The sequence below is a fragment of the Roseateles sp. AC306 genome (genome assembly GCF_979253795.1).
On sequence record NZ_CEEDEB010000002.1, the window covers coordinates 559,561 to 585,084 of the forward strand.

The window sequence follows — 25,524 nt, forward strand, 5'->3', positions numbered from 1 at the left end:
GTCTACACCAACGCCGCCGAGGGCCGCGACCTGCAACTGGCCTACGCAATGTCCGGCAAGACCGTGCTGCGCGCTACTGACAACACCCTCGACGCCGCCTGGCCCGAGGCCAACCTCACCGACACCCTGATCGTGCGTGCCCGCGGCACGCTGGCCGGCGGCACCGGCCCGGTCATGCAGGTGCTGGTCGACGGCATCCTCGTGGGCAGTGCCAAGGTCAATTCAACCGAGCACGCCGACTACAGCTTCGCCGTACCGCCCATGACCGCCGGGCGCAAGCTCGACATCGCTTACGACGCCGCCGCCAGCGATGGCGACCGCGACTTGTTCATCGCCTACGCCACCACCCGCAACACCGTCTGGCTGCCCGGTGCCGCCGGCAACCGCTACGACCGTGGCAATGGCGCGGCCGCCTTCGACGGCGTCGATGTCATCGCCCCCACTGGCAACCTGTTCTGGGGCGGCGCGCTGCGCGGCACCTGGCCCGAACCCAACATCACCAGCACCGTCACCGTGCGCGCCAGTGCCGTGCCCGCTGGCGGCGCTGGCGCCTTGATGGTCCTGTGGGTCGACGGCGTGGCCGTCAGCGCCACCGAAGTCACCAGCACCACGCCCACCGACATCGTGATGCCCACCACCGCGCTCAAGCCGGGCAGCAAGGTCGTCGTGGCGTTCTCAAACCCCGGCGTCTACGGCGGCGTCATGCGCCAGTTCGATGTCCAGTACCTCATCGCCGGCTCCACCTTTCTCACCCCCACAACTCCAGGCGCGAGCTACTCGGGCGGCACCCTGTCGGCCGCCTGGCCCGCAGCCAACCTCACCGATACGCTGACCGTGCGCGCCTACGCCACCATCGCGGGCGGTGTGGGCGCCATCATGCAATTGCGTGTGGATGGCGTGATCGTGGGTAGCGTCGAGGTACGCAGCAGTACCCCCGCCGACTATCGCTTTGCCGTACCGCGACTGTCGCCAGGCAGCCGCATCGACCTGCTCTATACCAACGACGCCATCGTCGGCGGGGTCGACCGCAACCTGTTCGTGCAGTACATGAGCACTGGCGCCGCTACCCTGGTTCCCTTTGCCAGCAGTGTGGTGTTCGATGCCGGTTCCGGCGAGGCAGCGGTGGATGGGTCGGTCACCAGCGCGGGCAGTGGTGGCATGTATGGCAATGGCGCGCTGCGCTTCACCGTTCCGATTGCCACTTCCGGGCCGAGCGCTGCCCAGCATGCCGCCTCGCGCCTGCTGCAGCAAGCCAGCTTCGGCCCTACCCTCTCCGAGGTGGACAAGGTGGTGCAGATCGGCCAGGCGGCCTGGATAGACCAGCAACTGGCCCTGCCCTTCGTGCCGGACATGGTGGCCGCCGTGCAGGCCCGCTATGACCTGGGCGACGCCTACCGCCCCCCAGTCGGCGCCAACTACACGCCCATTTGGGTGGGTCGGCGCTTCTGGGCATCGGCCGCCAACAACCCGGACCAACTGCGCCGGCGCATGGGCTTCGCGCTGCACCAGATCCTGATGGTTTCGCAGGCCGATTCGAATCTCTACGACCACGCTCGCGCCTACGCACAGTACGTGGACACGCTCAACCGCCATGCCTTGGGCAACTACCGCGACCTGCTGGAACAGGTGGCGCTCAGCCCGGCGATGGGCATCTATCTCTCGCACTTGCGAAACCGGCCCGAAAACGCCGCCTCGGGTCGCGCGCCCGACGAGAACTTCGCCCGTGAGGTGATGCAGCTCTTCACCATCGGCCTGCAGGAGCTGAACATCGACGGCAGCCCCAGGCTCAACGCCAGCGGGCAACCCATCGAGACCTACACGAACGATGACGTGATGGCCATGTCAAAGGTGTTCACCGGCTGGAGCTGGGCGTTCCCGGACGGGCAACTCACCGAGCAGAAGTTCCGCTACGGCAACCCCGACCTCAGCGCCGCTGGCGACCAGCGCATCGACACCCTGCCGATGAAGGCCTACCCAGGCCAGCATTCGACCAGTGAGAAGCGCCTGTTCAGCGGCAAGCCGCAGGCCGTGGTCATGCCGGCAGGCGCCAGCGCGCAAGCCGACCTGAAGATGGCCTTGGATGCCTTGTTCAACCACCCGAACGTCGCGCCGTTCATCAGTCGTCAGTTGATCCAGCATCTGGTGAGCAGCAACCCCAGCAATGCTTACGTGCGCCGTGTGGCAGCGGTGTTCAACAACAACGGCAACGGCGTGCGGGGTGACCTGGCTGCCGTGGCCCGCGCCATCCTGGTGGACAGCGAGGCCGTCAACCCGCCGGCCAGCAGCGTGGGCATGCTGCGCGAGCCGGTGATGCGCGTGGCGCACTGGATGCGCAGCCTGCAGGCCACGTCGGTGACCGGCCAGTACGCCATCGACACGGACGTCGGCGCGTTGGGCCAGCGCCAGCTGTATGCCGGTTCGGTGTTCGGCTATTTCCGGCCGGGCTACGTGCCGCCCAACACCGTGTTCTCAGCCGACCGCACCACTGTGCCGGCGATGCAGATCGTCAGCGAAGCCACCACCGCGCAATGGGTGAACCTGGCACAGCGCATGGCCGGCAATGGCCTGGGCTGGACCGGCTCGCAGAGCGATGTGAGCGCCCAGATGCAACCGCTGGCCGACCTGGTGGCTGCAGGCCAACTGGCGGCCGTGATCGAGCGTCTGAACCTGCTGCTGTACGCCGGCCGCATGAGCAGCGCCCTCAAGCAAGACCTGATGGACGCCATGGTCAGCGTGAGCGGTGCCGACGCGTCCAGCCAACTCAACCGCGCCCGCGTCGCCGTGTTCCTCGCGCTGGCCTCACCCGAATACCTGGTGCAACGATGACCCTACCTATCCGCACAGACGCCTCGCGCCGCAGCTTTCTTCGTGCCATGAGCGGCCTGGCTGCCGGCGCGGCCATTCCCCACCACGGCCTGCCCCTGGTCTCAAGCCTGGCCGGCCTTGCCTCTCTGGCCAGCCAGAGCAGCCAGGCTGCCACCACCAGCGGCTACAAGGCGCTGGTGTGCCTGTATCTGAACGGCGGTAGCGATACCCACAACTGGGTGGTGCCCATCGACGCCTCGGGCTACGCCGAATACGCCAGCGCTCGCGGCGAACTGGCCTGGGCGGCCAACCGCCTGCAAGGCATCACGGCCACCGGTCAGGCCAGCGGCCGCAGCTTCGGCATGCCGGTGGAACTGGCCCCCCTGCGCGATTTGTATGAGGCCGGCCAAGCCGCCATCGTGGCCAACGTGGGCCCGCTGTCGCGGCCCATCACCAAGGCCGAATACCTCGCCGGCCTGGGTGTGCCTGCCAAGCTGTTCTCGCACAACGACCAGGCCGCCACCTGGCAGAGCCTGGCCCCCGAAGGCGCCCCCTCGGGCTGGGGTGGGCGAATGGGCGACATCCTCATGTCGGCCAACGCCCAGCCCGTGTTCACCGCCGTGTCGGCCAGCGGCAACGCCGTGTTCCTGTCTGGCGCCAATGTCAGCCAGTACCAGGTCGGCCAGGAAGGCCCCGTCCTGGCCAGCGGCATGACCGGCGCCAGCGTGTTCGGGTCCAGCACGGCCGGCAGCGCCTTGCAGCGCGCCTACGCCGCCACCGCCACCGACCGCCTACAGATGGAGTACGCCCGCGTGATGCAGCGCGGCCTGAGCGCCAACAGCGCGCTTCAAACGGCACTGTCGGGCGTGAACGTGCCGGCCATCCCCAGCACCGCCATCGCACAGGTCAATACCGTCAACACCACGCTGGATCAGCTAAGCCTGGCCCGCCAGTTGCGCATGGTGCTGCAGATGATCGCGGCCAACCAGGCCCTGGGCATGAGGCGCCAGGTGTTCATGGTGCAAATGGGCGGCTTCGACACGCACAACAACCAGATGCGCGATCAACCGGTGCAGATGGCCCAGGTGGCGCAGTCGATCAGTTACTTCATGGCCGCGCTGAACAGCCTTGGCCTGCAGAACAACGTGACGCTGTTCACCGCCTCCGACTTCGGCCGCACGCTGCTGAGCAATGGCGACGGCAGCGACCACGGCTGGGGCAGCCATCACTTCGTCGCCGGCGGCGCCGTCAGGGGCAGGCAGATCCTCGGCAACTTCCCCGCCACCGCGCTGGGTACCTCGACCGACATCAGCGCCGGTCGCCTGTTGCCGACCATGGGCGTGACACAACTGGCCAGCAGCCTATCTGGCTGGATGGGGCTCACCCCCACAGAACAACAGATCGTGCTTCCCAATTTGTCCAGTTTCAGCGCCGGGCCGGCACTCTTTGCCTGACAACAGCCAACCGGTCGTCCAGGGATGGACCGTATCCGGGGTTGAAATGACCCAAGGGCCGTGATGGCTCCTCGCGTCTCCAGCCTTCGCGAGCTCTGACAGCGGGGCCGAGCCACTGCTCCGAACTCGCGTGCGGGTAGCGCGCTAGATCTATGTCATCGCCTCCGGCGGGATGGTCGTTCCCGACGCGCGCCTGACGCCCGCCTCAGACAAGCGTTGCGTGGGTTGGATCACGCGCGCAACTTTTGCTTTCATGGCGCCACCCCCTAAACAAGGGGGCATAACGAGACAATCTCGAGCACACGCCGGCGGCCAGCCAGCGTCGTTGTCCCCCGTTTTGGCCGTATCCCGACATGCACCTTCTGTCTCACGTCTCGCGCCCTCTCTCTTCAGCGATAACGCTTCTTGCGATCCTCGGCTCCTTAACGGCCTGCGGCGGCGGCAGCAGCGATTCCGAGTCATCTCAAGCCAATGTCGGTGCAACCGACGCTCCTGCAGATGCAGGCGCAACGACCCGCGCCGAGGCCCCCACCGAGGCGCTGCTGGCGGTAGAAGCCGAGGTGCAAGCCCAAGCCGCCCAGCGGGCAGCGGAAGCGGCGATGGCGGCGGAAAACGCGGCTCAGACTGCCGCTGCTGGGCCCTACACCGAACTGCTGGCGCTGCCCGAAATCCAACCCCTGGCCAGGGCCATGGCTGTAACCGCCGCTACTGCCGCGGCCGCCCCGACGCTGACCGTCCGCGCCCGGGCTGACCTCGCAGGGGGAGTCGGCGCCAGCATGACCGTCATCGTAGACGACATCCCGGTGGGCACTGTCGAAGTGCGGGCCACCAGCTTCACCAACTACTCGTTCAGCGCCCCCAGCCTCAAGGCTCGCTCCAAGGTGGAGGTCCTGTACACCAATGACGGCAAGGTGGACGGCGTCGACCGCAACCTCTACCTGTCTTACCTCAGCGACGGCACGACCGCGCTGCAACTGAATCCGACAAACGCCGTCGTCGACCGCGGCGCGGGCCGAATGGCGTTCGACAGCCTCGAAGTGCTGCCATGGGGCGGCTGCGTCTGCTGGTTCGGCGCCATGCGCATGGTCTGGCCCACCGTCACGCCCGACGCGCAGTGGGCGCAGAAGATCGATGCGGTGCGCTTCCTGCAACAAGCCACCTTCGGCCCCACCACGGTTGACGTAGACACGCTGCTGGGCGGCAACTACACCAACTGGATTTCCGCACAGATGGCGATGCCCTATGCGCCGAACTTCCTGAACTACGTCTGGGGCAAGTACTCGCTCGGCGACGCCTACCGCCCCCGCGGAGCTAATTACACCACCAACTGGATTCAGCAGAAGTTCTGGGAACGGGCAGCCAACGCGCCCGACCAATTGCGCGAACGCGTGGCCTTCGCCCTGCACCAGATCTTCATGGTCTCGCTGGCGGACAGCAATCAGTTCTATCACGCCCGGGCGTACGCCAACTACGTCGACCTGTTGCACAAGAACGCCTTCGGGAACTTCCGCAATCTGCTGCAGGACATGGCGCTGAGCCCGGCGATGGGCATCTACCTGTCCCACATGCGCAACCGCAAGGAAGACGCCGCCACGGGGCGCATGCCCGACGAGAACTTCGCTCGCGAGGTCATGCAGCTCTTCACCATCGGCCTACACGAGCTGAACGTCGACGGCACGCTGAAGCGCGACGGGTACGGCAACCCGGTTGAAACCTACACCAACGCTGATGTGCTGGCCCTCGCCAAGGTCTTCACCGGCTGGAGCTGGGCGTTCCCGGATTCCAAGCTGAACGAGCAGTACTTTCTGTGGGAGTCGCCAAACACCACCGCCGCCAACGACCCGGGAATCGACGTGCTGCCGATGAAGGCCTACCCCGCCTTCCACTCCACCGTGGAGAAGAAGATCTTCACCGGCAAGTCCTGGGCCAAGACGATGCCGGCCGGCAGCAGCGCACAGGCTGATTTCACTGCGACGCTGGACGTGCTTTTCAAGCATCCCAACGTCGGCCCCTTCATCGGCCGCCAGCTCATCCAGCACCTCGTCACCAGCCACCCCAGCACCGCGTACGTGGGCCGCGTGGCTGCCATCTTCAACAACAATGGCAGCGGCGTGCGCGGCGACCTCGCGGCCGTCGTCCGCGCGGTGCTGCTGGATTCCGAAGCCCGCAGCGCCCCGGCGGCCGATGCCGGCAAGCTGCGCGAACCCGTCCTGCGCCTTACGCATTGGATGCGCGCCATGGGTGCGAAGTCGGGCAGCGGCGAATACACGCTGCAATGGGCTCTTGAAGACCAAGGCCAGCGCGCCTTGGCTGCGCCCTCGGTGTTCGGCTACTTCCGCCCCGGCTACATCCCCGCGAACACGGCCTTCAGCAGCCGCGGCGCCACGGCCCCTGAGTTCCAGATCATCAATGAGACCACCGTTGCATCATGGATCAACATGGCCGAGGCGATGGCGGGCTCAGGCCTTGGCTGGAACGTCAGCAGCAACGACGTCACGGCCAGCTACGCAACGCAGGTGGACCTCGCGAAGAGCACCAATCTCGCCAGGCTGCCTGAGCAAATCAACCTCATGCTGCTGGGCGGCCGGATGACGCCCGCTCTGCGCCAGCAGATCATCGACATCATGAGCCAGATCGACACGGCCAGTACCGACGGCGCCTTGTCGCGCGCCCGCGTCGCCATATTTCTGGCGCTCGCTTCGCCCGAATACGTCTATCAGCCCTGACCCGTCCGTCGCAGCACTGTCACCGAATCGCACCATGAACGCATCTCGCCGCGCCTTCCTCTCTGCCGCCTCAGGCCTTGCCGCCGCCGGACTGGGTCGTCACGCCGCCCCCCTCGCGTTGAACCTTGCCGGCCTGGGCGCCCTTGCCGCCGGCCAGGCGCAAGCCGCCACGACCGACGGCTACAAGGCCCTTGTCTGTCTGTTCATGCATGGCGGCAACGACAGCCACAACTGGGTCGTGCCGATGGACAGCACGAACTACGCGAGCTACGCCGCAGCCCGCGGCGGCCTGGCGATTCCGCGCAGCCAGTTGCTGCCTCTCAGCACTCCGGGCCAGGGCAGCGGCCGCGAATTTGGCATGCCCCAGGAACTCGCCCCACTGCGTGCCAGGTACGAAGCCGGCCAATGCGCGGTTGTCGCTAACGTCGGCACGCTGTTGCGTCCGATCAGCAAGTCCGACTACCAGGCCGGCATCGGCCTGCCCAGCAAGCTTTTCTCGCACAACGACCAAGCCTCCATGTGGCAATCCCTCCAGGTTGAGGGTGCGCCCACCGGCTGGGGCGGACGAATGGGCGATGCGCTGATGGCCGCGAACGGACAGACCGTGTTCACGGCGGTTGGGGCCAACGGCAACGCCGTCTTCCTGTCGGGCTCCAAGGTCACGCCCTATTGCGTAGGCGTCAACGGCCCCATCCAGGTCGGCGCCGCGCAGAGCGGCTGGCATGCGGGCAGCACCGCCGTCCCGGGGGCCCTGCGAAGCATGCTGGCCTCGTCCTCCAGCCCCAACGACTTCCAGGCCGAGTACCTCAAGGTCGCGCAGCGGTCGCTGAACGCCTCGGCCACGTTGCAGACAGCACTCAATGCCACGAGCCTACAAGCGCTGCCCACCGGAGCCATCTCGCTTCCCAATGGCGGCTCGTTCACGCTGGCGAACGAATCTATCGCCAAGCAGCTCCGCGTGGTGGCCCAGATGATCGCCGCGGGTGCCAGTCTGGGCATGAAGCGGCAGGTCTTCATGGTCAGCCTCAGCGGCTTCGACTGCCACGCCTTTCAGATGCGCGACCAGCCCCTGCAGATGGCCCGCGTCGCCCAGTCCGTCGGCTGGTTCATGAACGCGCTCCAGGGCCTCGGCATGTTGAACAACGTCACACTGTTCACTGCCAGTGACTTCGGCCGTACCCTGATCAACAATGGTGACGGCTGCGACCACGGCTGGGGCAGCCACCACCTGGTGGCCGGCGGCGCGGTCAACGGCAAGCGGATCGTTGGCAACTTCCCGGTCACGGCCTTGGGCACCGCTACTGATGTCGGCTCCGGGCGCATGCTGCCCACGATGGGCGTTACGCAGCTTGCGAGCAGCCTTTCCGGCTGGATGGGTCTCAACGCGACCGAACAGCAGATCGTGTTGCCCAATCTTTCGAGCTTCGGCGCCGGTCCGGCACTCTTCCGATAAGGTCGCCCCCGATCTATCCGCCTACGCGACGTCGCAGGCGTGGCTGGAACAGTGCCGCCAAACCGATGACGGCCAGTCCACTCACCATTAAAAATCCGGGCCTTGGCTCCGGCACCGTGGAAGTGATCAGCGCTGCCGGAGGGTTTTGTGGACCCCATTCAGCCCAGTCGAGCCGGCTCATGTAGAAGCGCCAGGGTGAAGTCACCGAGTCGCCGCCCCCTTGCCAACCGCCCCTAAAGGACCCAGGCCCTTCGACAGCGACCAACCAATAACGCCCTGCCGAAAGCGAAACGTGCAAGCCGTCCAGCAGCGTCAAGGACGCGGGATTGGTCAAAGATGTGCTGAAGTAGATCGCCCCGGTTGGCAAGCCAAAATCAGGACCAGAGCTGGGCATATCGCCCACGATGGAAAGGCGGACAACTCCAGTCCCCTCGATCGTCGTAATTATGGAATTAATGGTCGCCGCTGAGTCTAGGCGGAAGCCGACAGCCTGCCCAACACTTCCTGCGTGCGGGTCATCATCGCTTCCGAGGCGCCAGGAGGCTCCCGTCGCTGTAGTGCCAGGACCGGCGAACGTGTTCAGGACAGTAGCGCCGTGGACAGCACACGCAGAAAACGCTACGGCCAAGGGAAGCACAAATCTGCCGAACCAGTGCCCGAAGATCCCAAACCTCGCTCTTTGACAAGAAGCTGCTTGCTCCATGGCAACCCCACAAGTTTCATTCAACTCTAACTCTGTGGCCGAGCGACAGGAAACTTGTGTTGGGGATGCGAGGACCGTTTCATTCATCGCCAGGTATCCAGAGATGATGACCGTCGCCAGCTTCTTCGGCATGAACGGCAACGCCAAGCTGGCATCGCCACGTTGCGACGTTGCTACCGCACGAAGCATGTTCGCAGGGCTTGACCGTCTAGGGATGGACGGCGGGCCGGCAAACACCGTTTACTGAATCCACGCTGGACTTCCACCGGCCCAAGGATTCATCATGAGACTCGTACGCCGCCCGCTCAGCGCAGCACTCGCGCGCATGGCCATCATCACCGCTTTGGCGTTGGCAGGGGCCCAGGCACGAGCCATCGTCTTCTGGGACGAAGTCACCTTCTACATCACCTACGCCAGCTTCACCCCCGGCGAAACGGTCAGCACGGACTTCACGTTTGGCACCAAACCCGGCATCGAGCTCAGCAGCTTCGAGTTCATGCTGGCATGGGACAACCGACTGGCCAGCCCGCCCGCCAGCGGCCCCGGCTCGGTTGCCGATTGGGCCGCCTCGCTGGCCGCCAAAGGCACTGTGAACTACGGCTTCGCAACTCCGCAGTCCATGAAGGGCATCTGGGTTGCCGATCCGGTAGGTGGCGCAGACAGCCTGATTTCGACCGACTATGCGCACTACGTGAAGGCGACCTTCACGTTTGAAACGAGTGCCATGCTCAACTCATCGTTCATCGTCACCATCGAGCTGAGCAACATTAAAGACGCGACCGGTGACACCGTCGATACCGGTTCCGGCTTCATCAACTGGGCCACCATGACTCCCGTTCCCGAACCCTCCAGTTGGGCGGCCATTGGGGGTGGGCTCGCCGCTCTCGCCTGCCTTCGCCGCATTCGACGCAACCACGCATAGGCCGCACACTTTCACCCTTCCGGATGACCCACTTCTCAGCACTCCTGATTGGCGCCGCCACGGTCGCCATTTATGTCTCTACCACCGCCGCCGCGGCCGCTAGTGACGGCTCCTGCCAGGTGCAGGTCAGCAAGAACTTCGGCGACGCCTGCTATGCCGCTGCCAGCGCCAATCTCGCTGACGGCGCCACGACCCGGTTCCCGAACACGCGGCCAGGCTATCGTGGCAGCATCAGCGCCACCTGCATCAACGGCACCGTCACATGGTCCGCGGGAGAGTGCGCCCCCATTGCCCGCGGCCTGGCAAGAGCAGCGGGCAAGTCCAGCACCGCTGCAGCGGTCACCACCGTCGAGCCTAGCGCCGCCGGCGGCAACTATCGCATCGGCACCTACTATTTCCCTGGCTGGAAGAGCAACCAGCTCGGCAATGGCCGCAAGCAGCCGTGGGACGTCATCAAGCTCTATACCGACCGAGAACCCAAACTCGGTTGGTACAGCGAAGACGGAGCCGGCGTGATGGACCAGCAACTCAAGTGGATGCAGGACTACGGCATCGACTACGTCGTTTTCGACTTCCTGTGGAGCGGCGACAACAGGCCACTGCTGACCGCCGGCATCGACGCCTATCTCAAGTTGCCGGATCGGCACGGCGTGCAGTTCTCGGTGCTCTGGACCAACCACACGCGCCATACCTTCTCGAAATCCCAGTTCGAAACCCTGTTCACCTTCTGGGCCACCCAGTACTTCAAGCATCCCGACTACGTGAAGATCGACGGCAAACCGGCCGTCTTTATCTTCTCTTCCGAGACCCTGGATTCGAACGCCAAAGCAATTGGCCTGAGCACGGCTGAACTCATCGCCTTCGCGGACAGCATCGTCAAGCCGATGGGCATCCCTGGCATTGCCTTCATCGGCGGCGCCACCGGCCCTCGCTACAACTACGCCAGCAGCGGCTATGACGGGTTCACCGCCTACAACTACCACAGCCCCGCTGCCGCGGCCCTCTCACCTTCACGGCCTGAGAACCTGTCCCGCAGCTACGCCGAACTCGACGAGTCGTACCAGGATCAATGGGCGTCTATGCGCAACCGAAGCGTCGGCCTGTACGTGTTGCCGATGTCTTCGGGATGGGACAAGCGTCCATGGGGTGGCAGCAAGGACCCGCTTCACGACGACAGCCGCTCCACGCCGGCCGAGTTTCGCGACCATCTGCTCGCCGCGCGCAAATACATGGACGGTAATTCCTCGCTCACCCGCCGCATGGGCGTGATCTGCTGCTGGAACGAGTTCGGCGAAGGCTCCTTCATAGAGCCGACCAAGGTTGACGGCACGAAATACCTGGAGCAGATCCGCGACGTGTTCGGCACGAAGTAGAAGAACGGCTGTACGCCACCCTGCAGAGCTGCCGCGATCGCGGCGTTGCATGCGGCCCGGCAGCCAACGTTAGCCGCGCTGCTCACGGGCACCGAGAGGCGCGTCAGCGCTGTGGATTGGTCGCCAGTGACAGTGCAATGAAGGCAGCCCATCATCAGCTCGGTCTTGGGGCTAGGAGGCTGTCGGGCCTGGGGTCGAGCGCGCGCCATGGCGAACTGCGGGGTGAGACAAAGCGCGCGAGAGGCGTGTGGCGGGCCACACAACGAGTCCGCAACGCCGGATCACCCCGCAAATCGCCCTGGCCATTCGGGTTAGGCCTGCAAGCGCGCCGATCCTGCGTTGCAAATGCTCTCGGTACGCCCGGTACCGCTGCGCTTTGCGTCTTGTCTCAGCATCCTTGCAGGCCCAACGCGCACCCCACCCCAAGCCCGACAGCCTCCTAGGGAAACACTTCGTCGAGCGGTCAAGCGGGAATGAGAAATTGTTCAGGTCTTCGGGCGCCGCACCGCAACGCGAGGCCGGGACAGGGCGATTCGTGCGACATCTGGCGCACCCAGCATATGCGGCTTCACCCACAATTCCGTCAGCACGCAGTAATGCTGAGGCCTAGCCCATGAACGCCCCCCAATCCTCCCGCGCGCCGGCATTGACGCCGCTTGCCGCTCTCCTTCTCTCTTGCTCGTTGATCGCCTGCGGCGGCGGCGGCGGCGGCGGTGCGACATCCGGTTCGCAATCTGTCACCCCCACGACTCCGGGCACCAGCACCGCAGCGGCTGACGCAGCAAGCACCCCCGCAGCCGCCAGCAGCGCCGCCGGAACAGCGGCTGTCCCAGCATCCGGTCCTGAGATCCTGGCCAACGCCTCCAAGATCGGGGAAGGCGCATCTGCACCCGCGGCTGCACCTGCAGCACCTGCACCTGCACCTGCACCTGCACCTGCACCTGCACCTGCACCTGCACCTGCACCTGCACCTGCACCTGCACCTGCAGCCGTCACTACTCCTGCGCCGGCGCCAGCCCCTGCGCCGGCGCCGATACCCCCCCCGCCCGCGGCAATCACGCCACCGCTAACTGCCAGCGCCACCCCGGTCGAGCCGACACCGACCGCAGCGGCCAATGCGCCCTGCGCCGTCCGGCTCAGCAAGACCTTCGGCGAGGCGTGCTACGCCGCAGCCAACGCCGACCTTGCCGGCGGCGGCAGCGCCACGTTCCCGAACACGCGCGCCGGCTACCGCGGCAGCATCACGGCCACCTGCAATAACGGCGCAATCACCTGGTCTGCCAGCAGCTGCACCTACATCGCCTCGGTACCCAAGGCAGCGACGAGCGCCGCCACGACTACCGCTGCAGCCGCCACCACGGCGGCGACCGGCAGCTACCGCATCGGCACTTACTACTTTCCCGGCTGGAAGAGCAACCAGATCGGCAACGAACGCGCTCAGCCGTGGGACGTGATCAAACTCTACACGGACCGGGAGCCCATGCTGGGCTGGTACGCGGAAGACGGCTCAGGCGTCATGACGCAACAACTCAAATGGATGAGTGAGTACGGCATCGACTATGTCGTCTTCGATTCCCTTTGGGGAGCCGACAACAGACCTAGGCTGACCGCCGGCATTGATGCCTATATCGCCGCATCCAATCGTCACGGTGTCGAGTTCTCTGTGCTTTGGGCAAACCACACCACCTACACCTTCTCGAAATCTCAGTTCGAGGCCTTGTTCAGCTTCTGGGCCACTAACTACTTCAAGCAAGCAAGCTACGTCAAGATCGACGGAAAGCCGGTCGTCTTCATCTTTTCGTCAGAGACGCTGGATGCCAACGCCAAGGCCATCGGCATGAGCACGGCAGAGGTGATCGCCATGGCGGAAAGTGCGGCCAAGAAGGCGGGGCTGCCCGGCGTAATGATGATCGGCGCGGGTTCCGGCTTGACTTACAACTACAGCAGCGGCGCCTATCAAGGGTTCAGCATCTACAACTATCACAGCCCTGCCTCGATCGCGCTCACGCCCTCGCGTCCCCAAAACATCTCCCGCACCTATTTGGAGCTCGACACGTCGTACCAGAATCAATGGGCCTGGATGCAGAAGAACGCTTCGGGAACCTATGTGCTGCCGATGAGCTCTGGCTGGGATAAGCGCCCGTGGGGCGGGAGCAAGGACCCGCTCCACGACGACAGCCGCGCGACGCCCGGAGAGTTTCGCAACCACCTGCTCGCGGCTCGAAATTTCATGGACAAGCAGCCGACCTTCACGCGTCGCATGGGCGTCATCTGCTGCTGGAATGAGTTCGGTGAAGGCTCGTTCATTGAGCCGACCAAGGTGGACGGCGTGAAGTACCTCGAACAGATTCGCGACGTGTTTGGAACCAACTAGCGCATGAGCAACTCAGCGGGCGGCCGCCCCCTTGTGCTAACGGACGTCAGCTACCGCACGGCTAAATGAGGCTGCAAGACGCTGATTCGCGAGACCGCTGATGTGGTCGCCATCGAAGAAAAGCGGCTGACGGCTGCCGACCTCATAAGCCGAACAAGTGTTCGACGGGCACAGCACTGGCAGTGGATCCCAGATGGTCGCAGCCGGCAGTCGCTCGACAACTTGGCTCATACGCGCCAAAACTGCAGCGCGCCGCTCTTCGAGTTCAGTACGCGGCACGTCAAAGCCTTGTTCGCAAATCGGATTTGCGTGATTGAACGCGTCCGAGCAGCGGAAGGGTGGCGACTTGAAAACCGGCTTAGGCGCTTCGAATACGACATGGACGCCAGCCGCTGCAAGCGGACTTAGTTGCGTTACCGCTTCGTCGACAGTGAACGCAGCATCGTCACTCATTTCATTGGCAGACGAAACGCGGTTTGGGCCCCACTGGTCGGTATAGCGGGGTATCCGCAGACCCGGTAGAAAAAACACGTCTCCCGCACGTGCGGTGCGTTTGACGTCGGTCAACACATCCTGCACGAAACGCTGGCAGTCCGGCGCAGCAGTGGACAGCGGCGTACGCAGTCGAAAGACGCCACACCCAGGCTTGGTAAACAGCCGCACAGTCGCGCCCCGCTCGCGGGCGTAGCTGTCCAGCATGGCGAGGTAGGCGCCTGCATGCGAGTCGCCAGCGACGTAAATCCGTCTTTCGCTGGATGGGCAGCCCTGCGGCCGCAGTTCGATCACGCTGCCGCCCGCCAGACCGGAATTCTTGCGCGTAGAACTGCAACCGGTCTGTGCGCCAGGGAGAACGCCATCCCATCGCCAGACCAGTGGATCACGGCTGACGCTCAAGGAAATATCGTTCCGCAAGAGAGCAATCCCGACTGCCATGGAAATTGCGGCTGCAACGCCTGTTGATGCCAGCGCGAGGACTTTCCATTTTGCGAAGGTCCGCACGGCTGCCGACCTTCTCATTGGCTGCTCGATCCAACGATACGACGCCATCGCAAATGCAAATGCCAACACAGCAACGATCAGCCGCTCAGCGATGGACTCCATGCCCAGAGTCCAACGGCAGAACACGATTAATGGCCAATGCCAGAGGTACAGCGAGTAGGAAATCTTGCCCACCGCGACAAGAGGGCCTGATGCAAGGCCGCGGCTGACCCACGACTGCGGTGTCGCAACCGCCGCCGCGATGAGCAGCACCGTAGCCACAACAGGCAGCATCGCCCATGGCCACGGAAAGCTTTGGTTGTCCGTCCACAGCAAGCTAGCGCCCAAAGCCAAAGCCGCGAAGACAGCCAACGTCTCACGCGCCATGGCGGGCGCATTGGCAAGAAGTGAACGCCACTTGTTCCTTGAGAAGAACAGCGCGACGCCAGCGCCCAACTCCCAGAACCGTGATGCCAGGGAGTAAAACGCCAGCGGACCCTTGCCAGCCCACAGCATCGCAACGCCGACGGAGCAGGCAAGCAATACTACCAAAGCCAATGCGGCGGCACGCCTGAAACCGCGCAACCAGAGGAAGTACAGAAAGGGGAACAACAGATAGAACTGCTCCTCCACTCCGAGCGACCATGTGTGCGTAAACGGATTGAGTTCGGCACTGGGAGACCAATAGTCATTGCTGGCCGATGCCAGCACGATATTGCTGAACCCTAGAAAAGCGGCCAGACCTGTTTTGGTGTTCGACTCCGTCAGGCGGCCATCTGGTGCAACCGGAACAACCATTGCCATGACAAGCATGGTCGCTAACAGACAAGCGATCAGCGCCGGCGCGATGCGCACGACTCGCCGTACGTAAAACGCCGCGACGAAGCTGCGAAACCGTGTCGACGGAAGGTCCGCCGCCGCCGATGCGACAACAAAACCTGAAATGACGAAAAAGATGTCGACGCCAACGAACCCGGCCGGGAGCCACGCATTCAGATGGAACAAAAGCACTGACAGGACCGCGACGGCACGCAACCCATCGATTCCAGGAAAGTATTCGGCGTGCGGCTTACTACTCATCGCAAACTCCGGTGTACAGAACGGCCCTAGCTCAGGCGCGATTGGCGTTTTGGACGTTGACCAGCAACTGCTCGTATTGACTCAAGATGGCATTCCAAGTCAGGCCGTCATCAAACCGCTGCACACTCGCGACTCGCATCGCTGCCAATGCTGCTGGATCCTCCAATACAGAGTTCAGTACCGCCGCGAACTCTTCAGCACTGCCGAAGTAGCGCGCTCCCTCTCCCGCCACCCAGCGGTTGAAACGGTTGTCATGGGCAATCACGGCGTTGCCGGCGCCCAGCGCCTCGACCAGCGAGGGGTTGGTGCCGCCCACCTGATGGCCATGCACATAGGCCGCACTGTGGAAGCGCAGCGCCTGCACCACGGGCTTGTCGTAGATGGCACCCAGGAAGCGCACCTCCGGCCCGGCCGCCGCCTTGACAGCACGGTGATAGGCATTGGCCTCGTTGTAGTTGCCCAGCACGGCCAGCTGCATGTCGCGCGGCCGCTGCGAGAAGCCGCTCACCACTTCCAGGATGGAGTTCTCGGGTTCGGCGCGGGCCACCAGCGTGAGGTAGCGCCCGGGCTCCAGCCCCAGTGCACGCACGGGGTCATCGGGCATGGCGGAGACGCGATCGGCACCGTAGGCGATGGTGGTGATCTTGTCGGACCGCACGCGCGAGCTGAGGTGGACTTTGATCTCCGGGTGGTCGGCCACGAGGTGGTTGCCCAGCCAACAGCCGGCCCAGTCGTTGAGCCAGAACCAGGTCTTGGCCACCGGCCCCCACTTGGCGCGGGACCACTCGATGCCGTCCATGTTGATGACGTTGGGCACGCCCTTGAGCCGCAGCACCGCGCAGAAGATGGCGGTGTTGTAGCCCAGGGTCAGGCAGAGGTCGCGGTGGCGGCTGGCATGCATCGTGGCCTGCCAGTCGAACACGATGGTGCTTTTGGGGCCATCGCCCTGCACAGGGATGTGCACGCGCTCGACGCCCTCCCACCGATCCTCGAAGACCGGGCCGACACCCGACTCCTGGCAGTAGACGATGACGCGCCAGCCCTGCCCCACCAGATACAGCGCCAGCTGCTCGGCGAAGGTTTCAAAGCCGCCGTGGGCGGCTGGCACGCCACGCGTGCCCAGAATTCTCAATACTCGGCTTCCCAAAGGTCTCTCCCGGTTTCTTTTTGCCATCCGCATTCAGGCATGCACAGCCAGCAAATCGCGATACACCCGCTCGGTGAAATCGATCTGGCTACTCAACGAGAAAATTTCTCGTTGTCTCCGTCGCCCTTGAGCGCCGAGTTGCTCGCGCAATTGCGGATCGGCCGCGAGGCGAAGCAGTGCGTCGGCAAGCGCTGCGCTATCCCGAGGGGTAAAGAGCAGACCTGATCGCTCATGCTCGACGATATCCAGCAGCCCGCCATGGCCGGCTGCAACAACCGGCACGCCAGCTGCCATGGCCTCGATGGCAACCATGCCGAAAGGCTCCGGCTCCGTGGAAGGAACAACGGCAATGGCCGCAGCCTGCCAGACGGGGCGTATATCCCTGACGAAGGAGATGAAGCTGACATCACCGGCAAGATCTGCGTGCGCGACCTGTTCTACCAGCGCAGCACGAATGGCCTCCTGCCCCGGTGCGACATCGCCAACGATGGCCAGGTGCAGGCCGCCCAGATTTCCCTGGACCTTCAACCGGGCCGCTGCTTCGATCAAGAGGCTTTGCCCCTTCCAATGATTCAGCCGGCCTGCCAATACCACCAACAGATCCTGCGGCTTGGCCCCCGTCATCGCGCGGAACTCCGCCACTGCTGACGCGTCGGCCGGGCGCTGGTCCGGCAGCCCGTTGAAAACGACAACCGACCTCTCCTTGAGCGCGGGCTGGTGCGACAACAGCCACTGCTCGGTCAGCGTGGAGTTCGACATGACCTTGTCGGACGCCAGCTTCACCAACAATGGGAAAGCCTTGCTCACGAGCCTCGGCGTGAGAATGATTTCGTGAACGTGCCACAGATGCTTGACGCCGCGCCGCCATGCCCATGCGGCGCCGGCAAGCACGGCCAGCGTATTGGAATGCACCAGAGAGATTTCACGGCCCGCGGCGATCCTGTCATAGGCATTGATGGCAGAAGAGATCTTGCGTATCAAGCCAATGAGCCCGAGTGGCGTGAACACGGACCGCTTCACCTTCGCAATCTCAGCGACATGAGTCTCAACGCCCGCTGCGAGCAGTGCATCCAGAAGATCGCCTTTCTCAGGCAAGACAACGACCGGCCAGACCAAATCACGGTTCAGCAGTTCGGAAACCAGATACAGCAGAACCTTGTCGGAACCATAAAGCTCCGCAGACTGGTGAATGAAAAGGACATGACGGCGATTCGCCCCGCCACCCGGCCCACTCCCCGCCGCGGCTCGAGCATGAACACGCATATCTGTATCGACGTTTGAAATAGGGGCGCCAGGGGTCACGCGGCTTGCTCCACACGAACGCGGACGCTGCCGATGGCGTCAAGCAGGGTGGCCGCCGAAAAGGCTTGGCGGGCGGCCTGTCTGCCATCCAACCGGCGGGGCAGTTCCAGCGCCTGGCTGATGGCGCCGGCGAACGCCTCGGGTTCGTCGGCCACCTCAAAGCATGCGCGCGCCGCCTCGGGCAAGCCCTTGACTCCCACGGACGTGCTGATCAAAGCCGCCTCGGTGAAAAGCATCTCCACGCTTTTCAAGTTCACGCCACTGCCAGCCAGCATTGGATTGACGAGAATGCGTGCCTGCCCGATCACGGCAGCCATGTCCGGGGGGTTCTCGATCAAAGTGATACGAGGCTCTGTAGCCAGCAGTGCCCGGACTGCCTCCGTCGGGCGCGACCCCGCCACTGCAAGCCGGAGATGCGGTTGCCCAAGCCTTGGAAGTACACGCTCGACCAGCCAGCCCAGCGCTTCGACGTTGTTGGGCGTGTTCAGGTTGCCGAAGTACAGGACATCCCATGGCTTGCTCACCGGCGCATCAGCCAGACGACGCACGAACTTTTCATCCACCAATGTGGGCACCCAGCGCACATGTCGGTGCCCTTCACGGCGCCAGAACTCGGCGTCGTCCATTGAGATATCCATCACCAGCGCAGCGCGAGTCACGACGGCCCGCTCGAAGCGTTCCAGGCCAATGCAGTTCGCCAACAGCCCGACGCGCCGCGTCATGCGTTGCTCGCGCTCGCGTTGACGTGTCATGTACAAGTGCTCGAGGTTGTGCGAGCGATAGACCATCGGCACGTTCAACCGAGAGGCCAGATCCAGCGCCACGGCACCGCCATACAACCCGTCCAGCAGTACCAGTTCGGGCGCGAAGCCACGCGCCCAGGCCAGCAAGCCGGCGCCGCGAGACGTGACCCAGCGCGCGGCCACATGGCTCGGCCAGCGCCACAGTTGGGCGAAGCGCCGTAGTATTTCCGGCCGGGATCGCGTGATCCCCTGCACTCGCACCTCGACGCAAACGGCTCGCAGCTCTGCTTGCTCTGCGTCGGTCAGCTCCGGCGTACGACCGATGTCGTTCCAGCACAGCAGGGCGACGTCGTGGCCAGCTTGGTGCAAGGCCTGCAGCCGTCGCCAAACATCCACCCGCCCCCCGTTGTTCGCAGGTACGGGCAAGTCATTAGTGATGCAAAGAATCTTCATCGCAGGAGGGGGCGCGGCCGTTGCATCAGCCCACGCAGTGCCGCCACGACCTGAGGCCAACGCCGACGACGAGCGAGCTTCGCAACGTCAAGCAGGCTGGCACAGATCACGCTGAACACAAACGGCCGATGGAAGCGCCAGCAGAACCGCAGCCTGGCGCGAAAGAGGAAATAGACCGACAGCGGCGACCCACCGCTGGCCGACGTGCCGATAGAGGCGCCCTCTTTGTGCAGCACGACACTGCCCGGCGCATAGCCAAGACGGAAGCGGCCAGCGCCACGTGTGGCCCAGTCAATCTCTTCGTAGTAGAGGAAATAGTCCTCCTGCATCAGCCCGACCTGCTCCAGGAATGCTCGGCTGACGAGCATTGCCGCGCCCACCACATAGGAGAACTGCGCCTCGAACGGGGTGCCATCGCCCGGTACCTCGCTGCGGGGCAAGAAGGCGCCTACGTGGCGAGACCGTCCGCTCCAGCGGGAGTAGGTGGCGCCACCCAGCGCCTGCACCTTGTCCGGCTCGTCGAAATAGACCAGGGTCGACCCGCACAGGCCAAGGCCGGCATCGGCTTCCATGCGCTGAACGGCAAGACCGAGCGCGTCAGGCTGCACGACGGTGTCGTTATTGAGCACCCAGACATAGGCACAGCGCGGGTCGCGCAACGCGAGACGAATGCCCACGTTATTGCCGGCGGCGAACCCGAGGTTGCCGCCGTTCTCGATCAGCGCAAAACGCAGGCCGTCATCCAACGGGGCACCCGCGTCCACGTCGGCACGCGCCAAGTGTGCATAGGCGTGACCAAAGCGGGCCTCGGCCCAGGCGCGAATCCGGGCAACGGAGTCATCGCGAGAGGCGTTGTCGCAAACCAGCACACGGCACGGCGTGGCGCCCTCGGCGAACAGGCTGTCCAGGCATTCGATGGTGTCGCGCCATCCGTTCCAGTTCAGCAGCACAACAACTTGACTCGCACTATCGGGAGGCTTCAATTCCTGCCCCCTGTTGATATCGAGAGAATACGGGGAGCCGTCACCGAAAAAAACTTATAAGCGATACCGCAAATAAAAACCGTTATCACAGCCGGCATCAAGTAGATAAAAACGATCTCAAAGCCCCCCTGCCATTGACGCTGTGCAAATGCAAACTTCTTAAACATTGTCAGCATCGGCTCATGCGCCGCGTACAGGAAAAATGCAGTCGCACCAAGTCTCTTGAGGCCGGAGGCCAGCCATTGCGTTTGCGTCAACCAACTACCTGCCGGATACAAAGAAGCAATGCCGACCAACAAAAAGACACGGTGAATGTATTCCGAATATGGACTTGCCCGACATATCACGTCAATCAATGACAAACACATCAAGACTGACAATACCAACCATGACGGAACACGCCAACTAAGGTGCTCTCTGAAAATGGCCCAAAGCCCTCCCAGGCAAAAAAAGAAAATTGACGCGCTCGAAGGCGTCCAATGTCCCCCAACGCCAGCGAACCAAGCCACACCTACAATAACGACAAACAAACAAAAGATATCACGCCGCAGAAAGATCAGCGGCAAAGACAGTACCAAACAAATCATCAAATCCCTGAGGAACCAAAACTGATAAACAACAGGGCTTCGCCCAACCCCAAAGAAGACAGCACACACGCCAGGGATATCAAGCCGAGACAAATCCCCAAGCCGCCCCACAGGAACAACACCGAATAACTGGCCCGCATAGTAAGCCGAGAAAATCAAGCAGCTCCACAATACGAATGGCACGAAAAGGGTTCTAAACCGCTTCTTCAGCTGAGAGTACCACTCGCCAAATCCGGCGTCATGCGTCGCCTTCAAAAAGAAGAAACCCGCAAAAAGAAAAAAGGCCGGCACCCCCAAGCGCGCCCAAACTTGGGATATGTAATACATCACCGCATCCGCAGACTCACTCCGCCCCTGCAGTGAGAGCATCTGATCAGCAGATCGAACAGGGTCGTAGGCATGGACCATCACAACGCCAACCATCAGCGGATAGCGAAGTGTTTCGATCCATTCAAGTTTGGCCGGCGCTTGGCTCATCTTTTTCATTGTTCAACGCCGCCAGAACCCCGAAAGACAAGAAAACCAGATAGAGGTTTTGAGGAATCGCAACGCCTGACAAGGTCACCAGCACTGACACACTGACGGCTGCAAGCGCGCAAGCAAAAATCCCTGATTCATCCGTGCGACCAATGCCACGCGATATCAGCCCGCCAACCACCCATATAGCCAACGCCAAGAACAGGGCCATACCTATAAAGCCCGAATCCAAAAGCAGGGACACATAGAAGATGTCCATCGTCAGCGCATTTCCCGCCCCGACTACACCGGCAATGGCTGTTGCGGAGCCCTGTCCATAGCCAATCAAGGGGTTCTCAGAGGCCGCTGAGAGTGCAGCATTCAGCTGAATGATTCGAGTGCTTGTGCTTGATGCTTCATTTTGACTCTTACCAAGAACCATTTCTTGTACGACTAAGCCACCCGCCGCTGCGCCAAAAATTAGTACAGGCACAAGTGCAATCGCTAGCCCGCGAAACACTGCCGAATATTTTATGGTGCGCCACCAGAAAAGCACCAAAAAAGTCGCCATTGAAATAATTATCGCCAACATTCCTGAGCGGGAGCCAGACTTCCATATACCAACGAGGCATAGCGCACCAACCGTTGCAATAGCCAGTCTCCAGAGGATTCCTCGCTTGACTATCAGCGCAACAACCAAAATAGGGCACACCGCACCAAGATATTGGCCGAACAATATTGGATGACCAAAAACAGATTGCGCACGATAAGCCCCCATTCTCAGTTTATCCGAAGCAATATTTGCCAGTACAGAGCCAACCTGGCCTTCTTCATCCGCAACTGCAAATGCGGCAAATCGATTGCGTTGTTCGATGGCCTCAATCACACCGGCAGCCGCAACAATAAATGTTGCCAGCACTATCAGCCCGACAATCCGCGACCTCCATCCCTGCCGGGTAGCCAATACAAGAGCAATCCAAAATCCTGAATGAATAAAAATGAACTCGCGAACTATTTCGAGAACTCTAGACAACGCAAAGTCAGCGGTCATCGACGAAAATACGCGCCAAATCATCCACATTGCATAGATGAGCAACATTCCCCTGACACCGGCCAATGCCGTGCGCATTTGTAACGCGAATTGGCGGTAATGCAAGAATACGACCAACAAAAATGCAAGAAACAAGAAACTCGCAAGAGTGAAAGGATTAACTCTAGGCAACGACGAAACCGACAGAAAAACATACTGCGGCCAGATAGTTGCCAGTATCAATAACATTGCAGCCGCAGCACGCAAAATAGAGTATGGCGCCGTTCGATTAGGCAGAGACGGATATGCCCAAGCAAATAACAAGAACGCCGCTACCGCCATGACGGCAAAGAGACGCACGGTCAAACCGGGCGGCAACACCACTATCGCCGCCCCACAAATCACTGTGAATAGCAGAAGCGCGCCATACTTTGCAGTCTTAAACAGCCCTTGAAGGAATGGGCGTTTTCCCGGAAGGGCCAGTTTCATATTCATAGAAGCGTCCTTAGACTTTCCCTGAGTACGTTTTCGTACCGCGCAATCCGCGACTCGACCTGCTGAAGCGCTGCCGCCACATCAGATTTCAAACTCGCGCGGCCATGGAAGCCGCTCACCAGTTTCTGCAAAATGGCTGAATCAGAATCCTTTTTGCAGTCAGCTACATGCGAATAGCCCAGCGTTCCGAACAGGCCGTTGAACTTGCGGCTGTAAGCCATAGGGATAACGGGCACACCGCTGGAGAAGGCGGCAATGCAGGCGTGCATGCGTGCGCCAGTGAAGTAGTCCATGCCCGAGATATAGGACTTGGCCTCCGAGGGGCGCGAGAAGGCCGGGGCCACCACGACGCCAGGAAACTCGGCTGCCAGGCGCCGAGCGGCTGCCACGTCGTCTTCAACAGGCATGTGCGGCTCGATCACATGGCTGACGAGATGCACCTCCACATCGGGCTGGGCCGTGAGCTGGCGCAACAGCTCGCGCATCGTCGCGGCGTAGTCGATGCTTAGGCCGAACTGGTTGTTGCCGGTGTAGCCGCCGTTGAGAAGCAGGCCTGACACGTTGATGCCGACGCGAGCCTTACCATCGTCCACCCGCGGCGGGCGCGTGAAAGGCAGCCGGAAGGCAACGTCGATCGCTTCGTCCACGTTGCCGGTCGTGCCGAGTTCCCTGAGGTAGGCACTGGACAGGTTGTCGCGGGCAAAGACGCGGGCGCAGCGCTTCATCACCTGGCGCGCCAGCAGGCGGGCGATGCCGCCGTCGAAGGGGCCGATGGTCTGCGGCGAGAGGATCAGGGGCTTGCCTACCGAGCAGACGATGTTCTTGCTGTACCAATAGAACAGGAAGCGCTTGAGGCCGTAGATGTCGGCAAAGCTGTCACCCTCGCCGATGTCGAGCACGAGGTCGCAAGCGCGCACGGCGTCACGGAACTCGTTGCGGAAGACGCGGATGCGGCGCACCTGCAGCTCATGCCCCGCCGCCGCCAGTTCAGCTGCAAGTTCGGGCACGGTGGCGTCGCTCGTGCCCAGCACGACGAAGCGCACGCGCAGGCCAAGCTCCTCGGCCACGCTGCGCACGATGGCGATGTTGGATTCGGTCAGCGCGCCGACACCGAGGTTGCCGGACCCGAGCGAATGCCACATGAGGCCGACAGTCACGAGCCGCTTGGGGGCGGCGGGGAGCGATGCGGATTTGTTCTCGTTCACGTTCACAGGGACTCACCTTTGGCGCGGCGGAAAGTTCCCCACGCATTTCTTAACCATTCGATCTTGCGGGCGTTCAGCGCGTTGCGCAGCAGGGCCAGGCGCCGGTAGCGCGGTGCCTGCCGCCGGGCCAGCCAGGTCGCGATGACGCGCCCGAGCACCATCTGCTTGCGGTTGACCTGATAGGGCTGCATGCGGGCGATGTCGTCGGCGGGCAGCGTGTCGGCAGCCAGCGCACCGGCGGCCATGGCGCGGGTCACGAGGCTTTCGCCAACGGCAGTGCGGCTGAGGATGAGGCTGCGGCCGTCGCGCTCGGCGAAGTCGGGGTAGCCGTCCTTGCCGTACCAGGCATCGGCGCAGACGATGTCGGCGAACTCGCCGGTGCCGTCGGGGCAGATCTTGCAGCGGAACTGCAGGTGCCGGTTCAACACCGTGCCCCAGGAGCTGTTGTAGTCGGTCTCGAAGACTTGGCCGTCGTGCTGCACGGCGCGGGCCATGCCGGGCCAGCCGTCGCCACGGTAGCGGAAGCTCTTCAGCTGCTTGCGGTCAGCGCCGAGCTTGGTGAGCAGCTCGTGCGTGCCGTGCAGGCTGGGGATGCCGGCACACATGAAGGAGATCATGGCCACGACGAGCTCGCCCACGCGCGGGTCGTGCAGGCCGTAGCGCCGCAGGGCGGCGACGTCGCAGGGCTTGCCGACGAAGGCGAAGCGCTGGCCGCGCTCAAGCAGCTGGCGCAGGCCGGCGAGCGGGGCCGATGGTGCATAGCGGGACCCGGCGGCCGCCAGGATGTCGGCCCGCGTGGTGCTGACCTGGAGGTCGTTGCGCAGCGGGTCGTCACGGCTGACGGCGATCTGGGCGATGAAGTCGACCTGCCCGCTTTCGAGCAGCCAGGCGGCCACGGCAGAGATGCCGCCGCCGGAGGAGCCCTGGCGGCGGATTTCTGCATCGAGCGAATGGCCGGCGCGCACGCCGACGAGGGGGCCCCACAGCGGGTGGTAGGCAGGTGCCGGGGTGCCGTCGCGGGCAGGAGCATGCTCGACGTGTGCGCCGGGGCAGGCATCGGCCACTACGCGGGCCTGGCTGGCGCTGAGCGGGGCATGCTGCTTAGGCCGCAGATAGCCTTCGCTGCTGATGCGCATCTGGATGACGCCGGGGTCGGCGACGGCCTCGCACAGACCACAGCCGGAGCACAGGCCGTTTTGCACGATGTTGGGGATCAGCGAGCCTTCAGCGGACATGGAGGGGCATCAAAACGTGG

At 63.1% G+C, this 25,524-nt stretch carries 17 protein-coding genes; 8 read left to right on the forward strand and 9 right to left on the reverse strand.

The window, feature by feature from the left end; genetic code table 11:
* The 8 genes from AC0IZJ_RS07310 to AC0IZJ_RS07345 all read left to right on the forward strand — a co-directional run.
* Nucleotides 1-2,826 (forward strand): DUF1800 family protein (locus AC0IZJ_RS07310; protein WP_471848149.1); only part of this gene is annotated, 2,826 nt, incomplete at its 5' end.
* Complete coding sequence (locus AC0IZJ_RS07315; protein WP_471848150.1) at nt 2,823-4,259, forward strand: DUF1501 domain-containing protein; 1,437 nt, start codon at nt 2,823-2,825, stop codon at nt 4,257-4,259. The genes AC0IZJ_RS07310 and AC0IZJ_RS07315, both read left to right, overlap by 4 nt.
* A gap of 689 nt (nt 4,260-4,948) precedes the next feature.
* Nucleotides 4,949-6,985 (forward strand): DUF1800 family protein, encoded by a 2,037-nt coding sequence (locus tag AC0IZJ_RS07320; RefSeq protein ID WP_471848483.1) that lies wholly within the window; start codon nt 4,949-4,951, stop codon nt 6,983-6,985.
* 34 nt (nt 6,986-7,019) lie between these two features.
* Nucleotides 7,020-8,438, forward strand: coding sequence for a DUF1501 domain-containing protein (locus AC0IZJ_RS07325; protein ID WP_471848152.1), 1,419 nt, complete (start codon nt 7,020-7,022; stop codon nt 8,436-8,438).
* 806 nt (nt 8,439-9,244) lie between these two features.
* On the forward strand, nt 9,245-9,388 hold the full coding sequence (locus AC0IZJ_RS07330) for a hypothetical protein (RefSeq protein ID WP_471848154.1): 144 nt from the start codon (nt 9,245-9,247) through the stop codon (nt 9,386-9,388).
* 78 nt (nt 9,389-9,466) lie between these two features.
* Nucleotides 9,467-10,063 carry a PEP-CTERM sorting domain-containing protein gene (locus AC0IZJ_RS07335; protein ID WP_471848156.1) on the forward strand — a complete coding sequence of 199 codons (597 nt, stop codon included), beginning with the start codon at nt 9,467-9,469 and terminating at the stop codon, nt 10,061-10,063.
* A 23-nt stretch (nt 10,064-10,086) separates the two neighbouring features.
* Complete coding sequence (locus AC0IZJ_RS07340) at nt 10,087-11,436, forward strand: glycoside hydrolase family 99-like domain-containing protein (RefSeq protein WP_471848158.1); 1,350 nt, start codon at nt 10,087-10,089, stop codon at nt 11,434-11,436.
* A gap of 613 nt (nt 11,437-12,049) precedes the next feature.
* Nucleotides 12,050-13,810, forward strand: coding sequence for a glycoside hydrolase family 99-like domain-containing protein (locus tag AC0IZJ_RS07345; RefSeq protein ID WP_471848160.1), 1,761 nt, complete (start codon nt 12,050-12,052; stop codon nt 13,808-13,810).
* 36 nt (nt 13,811-13,846) lie between these two features.
* Here the strand turns inward: AC0IZJ_RS07345 and AC0IZJ_RS07350 are convergent, their stop codons facing one another.
* Genes AC0IZJ_RS07350 through AC0IZJ_RS07390 form a run of 9 tightly spaced genes read right to left on the reverse strand, consistent with a single transcriptional unit; the run spans nt 13,847 to nt 25,504 of the window.
* The gene (locus AC0IZJ_RS07350; RefSeq protein ID WP_471848162.1) at nt 13,847-15,868 is read right to left on the reverse strand and encodes an acyltransferase family protein; all 2,022 of its coding nucleotides are present in this window, start codon (nt 15,866-15,868) and stop codon (nt 13,847-13,849) included.
* Nucleotides 15,869-15,899: 31 nt separating this feature from the next.
* Nucleotides 15,900-17,000 carry a DUF1972 domain-containing protein gene (locus tag AC0IZJ_RS07355; protein ID WP_471848164.1) on the reverse strand — a complete coding sequence of 367 codons (1,101 nt, stop codon included), beginning with the start codon at nt 16,998-17,000 and terminating at the stop codon, nt 15,900-15,902.
* Nucleotides 17,001-17,048: 48 nt separating this feature from the next.
* Complete coding sequence (locus tag AC0IZJ_RS07360; protein ID WP_471848166.1) at nt 17,049-18,317, reverse strand: glycosyltransferase family 4 protein; 1,269 nt, start codon at nt 18,315-18,317, stop codon at nt 17,049-17,051.
* Nucleotides 18,314-19,513: a glycosyltransferase gene (locus AC0IZJ_RS07365; protein WP_471848168.1), complete on the reverse strand. Its 1,200-nt coding sequence runs from the start codon at nt 19,511-19,513 to the stop codon at nt 18,314-18,316. The genes AC0IZJ_RS07360 and AC0IZJ_RS07365 overlap by 4 nt, the downstream gene beginning before the upstream one ends.
* Complete coding sequence (locus AC0IZJ_RS07370) at nt 19,510-20,463, reverse strand: glycosyltransferase family 2 protein (protein WP_471848170.1); 954 nt, start codon at nt 20,461-20,463, stop codon at nt 19,510-19,512. The genes AC0IZJ_RS07365 and AC0IZJ_RS07370 overlap by 4 nt, the downstream gene beginning before the upstream one ends.
* A gap of 29 nt (nt 20,464-20,492) precedes the next feature.
* The gene (locus AC0IZJ_RS07375; protein ID WP_471848172.1) at nt 20,493-21,560 is read right to left on the reverse strand and encodes an acyltransferase family protein; all 1,068 of its coding nucleotides are present in this window, start codon (nt 21,558-21,560) and stop codon (nt 20,493-20,495) included.
* On the reverse strand, nt 21,535-23,064 hold the full coding sequence (locus tag AC0IZJ_RS07380) for an O-antigen ligase family protein (RefSeq protein ID WP_471848174.1): 1,530 nt from the start codon (nt 23,062-23,064) through the stop codon (nt 21,535-21,537). Before AC0IZJ_RS07380 ends, AC0IZJ_RS07375 begins: the two co-directional genes overlap by 26 nt.
* On the reverse strand, nt 23,061-24,275 hold the full coding sequence (locus tag AC0IZJ_RS07385) for a polysaccharide pyruvyl transferase family protein (RefSeq protein WP_471848176.1): 1,215 nt from the start codon (nt 24,273-24,275) through the stop codon (nt 23,061-23,063). Before AC0IZJ_RS07385 ends, AC0IZJ_RS07380 begins: the two co-directional genes overlap by 4 nt.
* Nucleotides 24,272-25,504 carry a Coenzyme F420 hydrogenase/dehydrogenase, beta subunit C-terminal domain gene (locus AC0IZJ_RS07390; protein WP_471848178.1) on the reverse strand — a complete coding sequence of 411 codons (1,233 nt, stop codon included), beginning with the start codon at nt 25,502-25,504 and terminating at the stop codon, nt 24,272-24,274. Before AC0IZJ_RS07390 ends, AC0IZJ_RS07385 begins: the two co-directional genes overlap by 4 nt.
* Nucleotides 25,505-25,524 lie beyond the last annotated feature (20 nt).

What these genes read in the sequence shown, in the direction of transcription:
- AC0IZJ_RS07315 (WP_471848150.1), top strand. Translation starts at nt 2,823, where the DNA reads ATGACCCTACCTATCCGCACAGACGCCTCGCGCCGCAGCTTTCTTCGT.
- AC0IZJ_RS07320 (WP_471848483.1), top strand. Translation starts at nt 4,949, where the DNA reads ATGGCTGTAACCGCCGCTACTGCCGCGGCCGCCCCGACGCTGACCGTC.
- AC0IZJ_RS07325 (WP_471848152.1), top strand. Translation starts at nt 7,020, where the DNA reads ATGAACGCATCTCGCCGCGCCTTCCTCTCTGCCGCCTCAGGCCTTGCC.
- AC0IZJ_RS07330 (WP_471848154.1), top strand. Translation starts at nt 9,245, where the DNA reads ATGATGACCGTCGCCAGCTTCTTCGGCATGAACGGCAACGCCAAGCTG.
- AC0IZJ_RS07335 (WP_471848156.1), top strand. Translation starts at nt 9,467, where the DNA reads ATGGCCATCATCACCGCTTTGGCGTTGGCAGGGGCCCAGGCACGAGCC.
- AC0IZJ_RS07340 (WP_471848158.1), top strand. Translation starts at nt 10,087, where the DNA reads ATGACCCACTTCTCAGCACTCCTGATTGGCGCCGCCACGGTCGCCATT.
- AC0IZJ_RS07345 (WP_471848160.1), top strand. Translation starts at nt 12,050, where the DNA reads ATGAACGCCCCCCAATCCTCCCGCGCGCCGGCATTGACGCCGCTTGCC.
- AC0IZJ_RS07350 (WP_471848162.1), bottom strand. Translation starts at nt 15,868, where the DNA reads ATGAGTAGTAAGCCGCACGCCGAATACTTTCCTGGAATCGATGGGTTG.
- AC0IZJ_RS07365 (WP_471848168.1), bottom strand. Translation starts at nt 19,513, where the DNA reads ATGAAGATTCTTTGCATCACTAATGACTTGCCCGTACCTGCGAACAAC.
- AC0IZJ_RS07375 (WP_471848172.1), bottom strand. Translation starts at nt 21,560, where the DNA reads ATGAGCCAAGCGCCGGCCAAACTTGAATGGATCGAAACACTTCGCTAT.
- AC0IZJ_RS07380 (WP_471848174.1), bottom strand. Translation starts at nt 23,064, where the DNA reads ATGAATATGAAACTGGCCCTTCCGGGAAAACGCCCATTCCTTCAAGGG.
- AC0IZJ_RS07390 (WP_471848178.1), bottom strand. Translation starts at nt 25,504, where the DNA reads ATGTCCGCTGAAGGCTCGCTGATCCCCAACATCGTGCAAAACGGCCTG.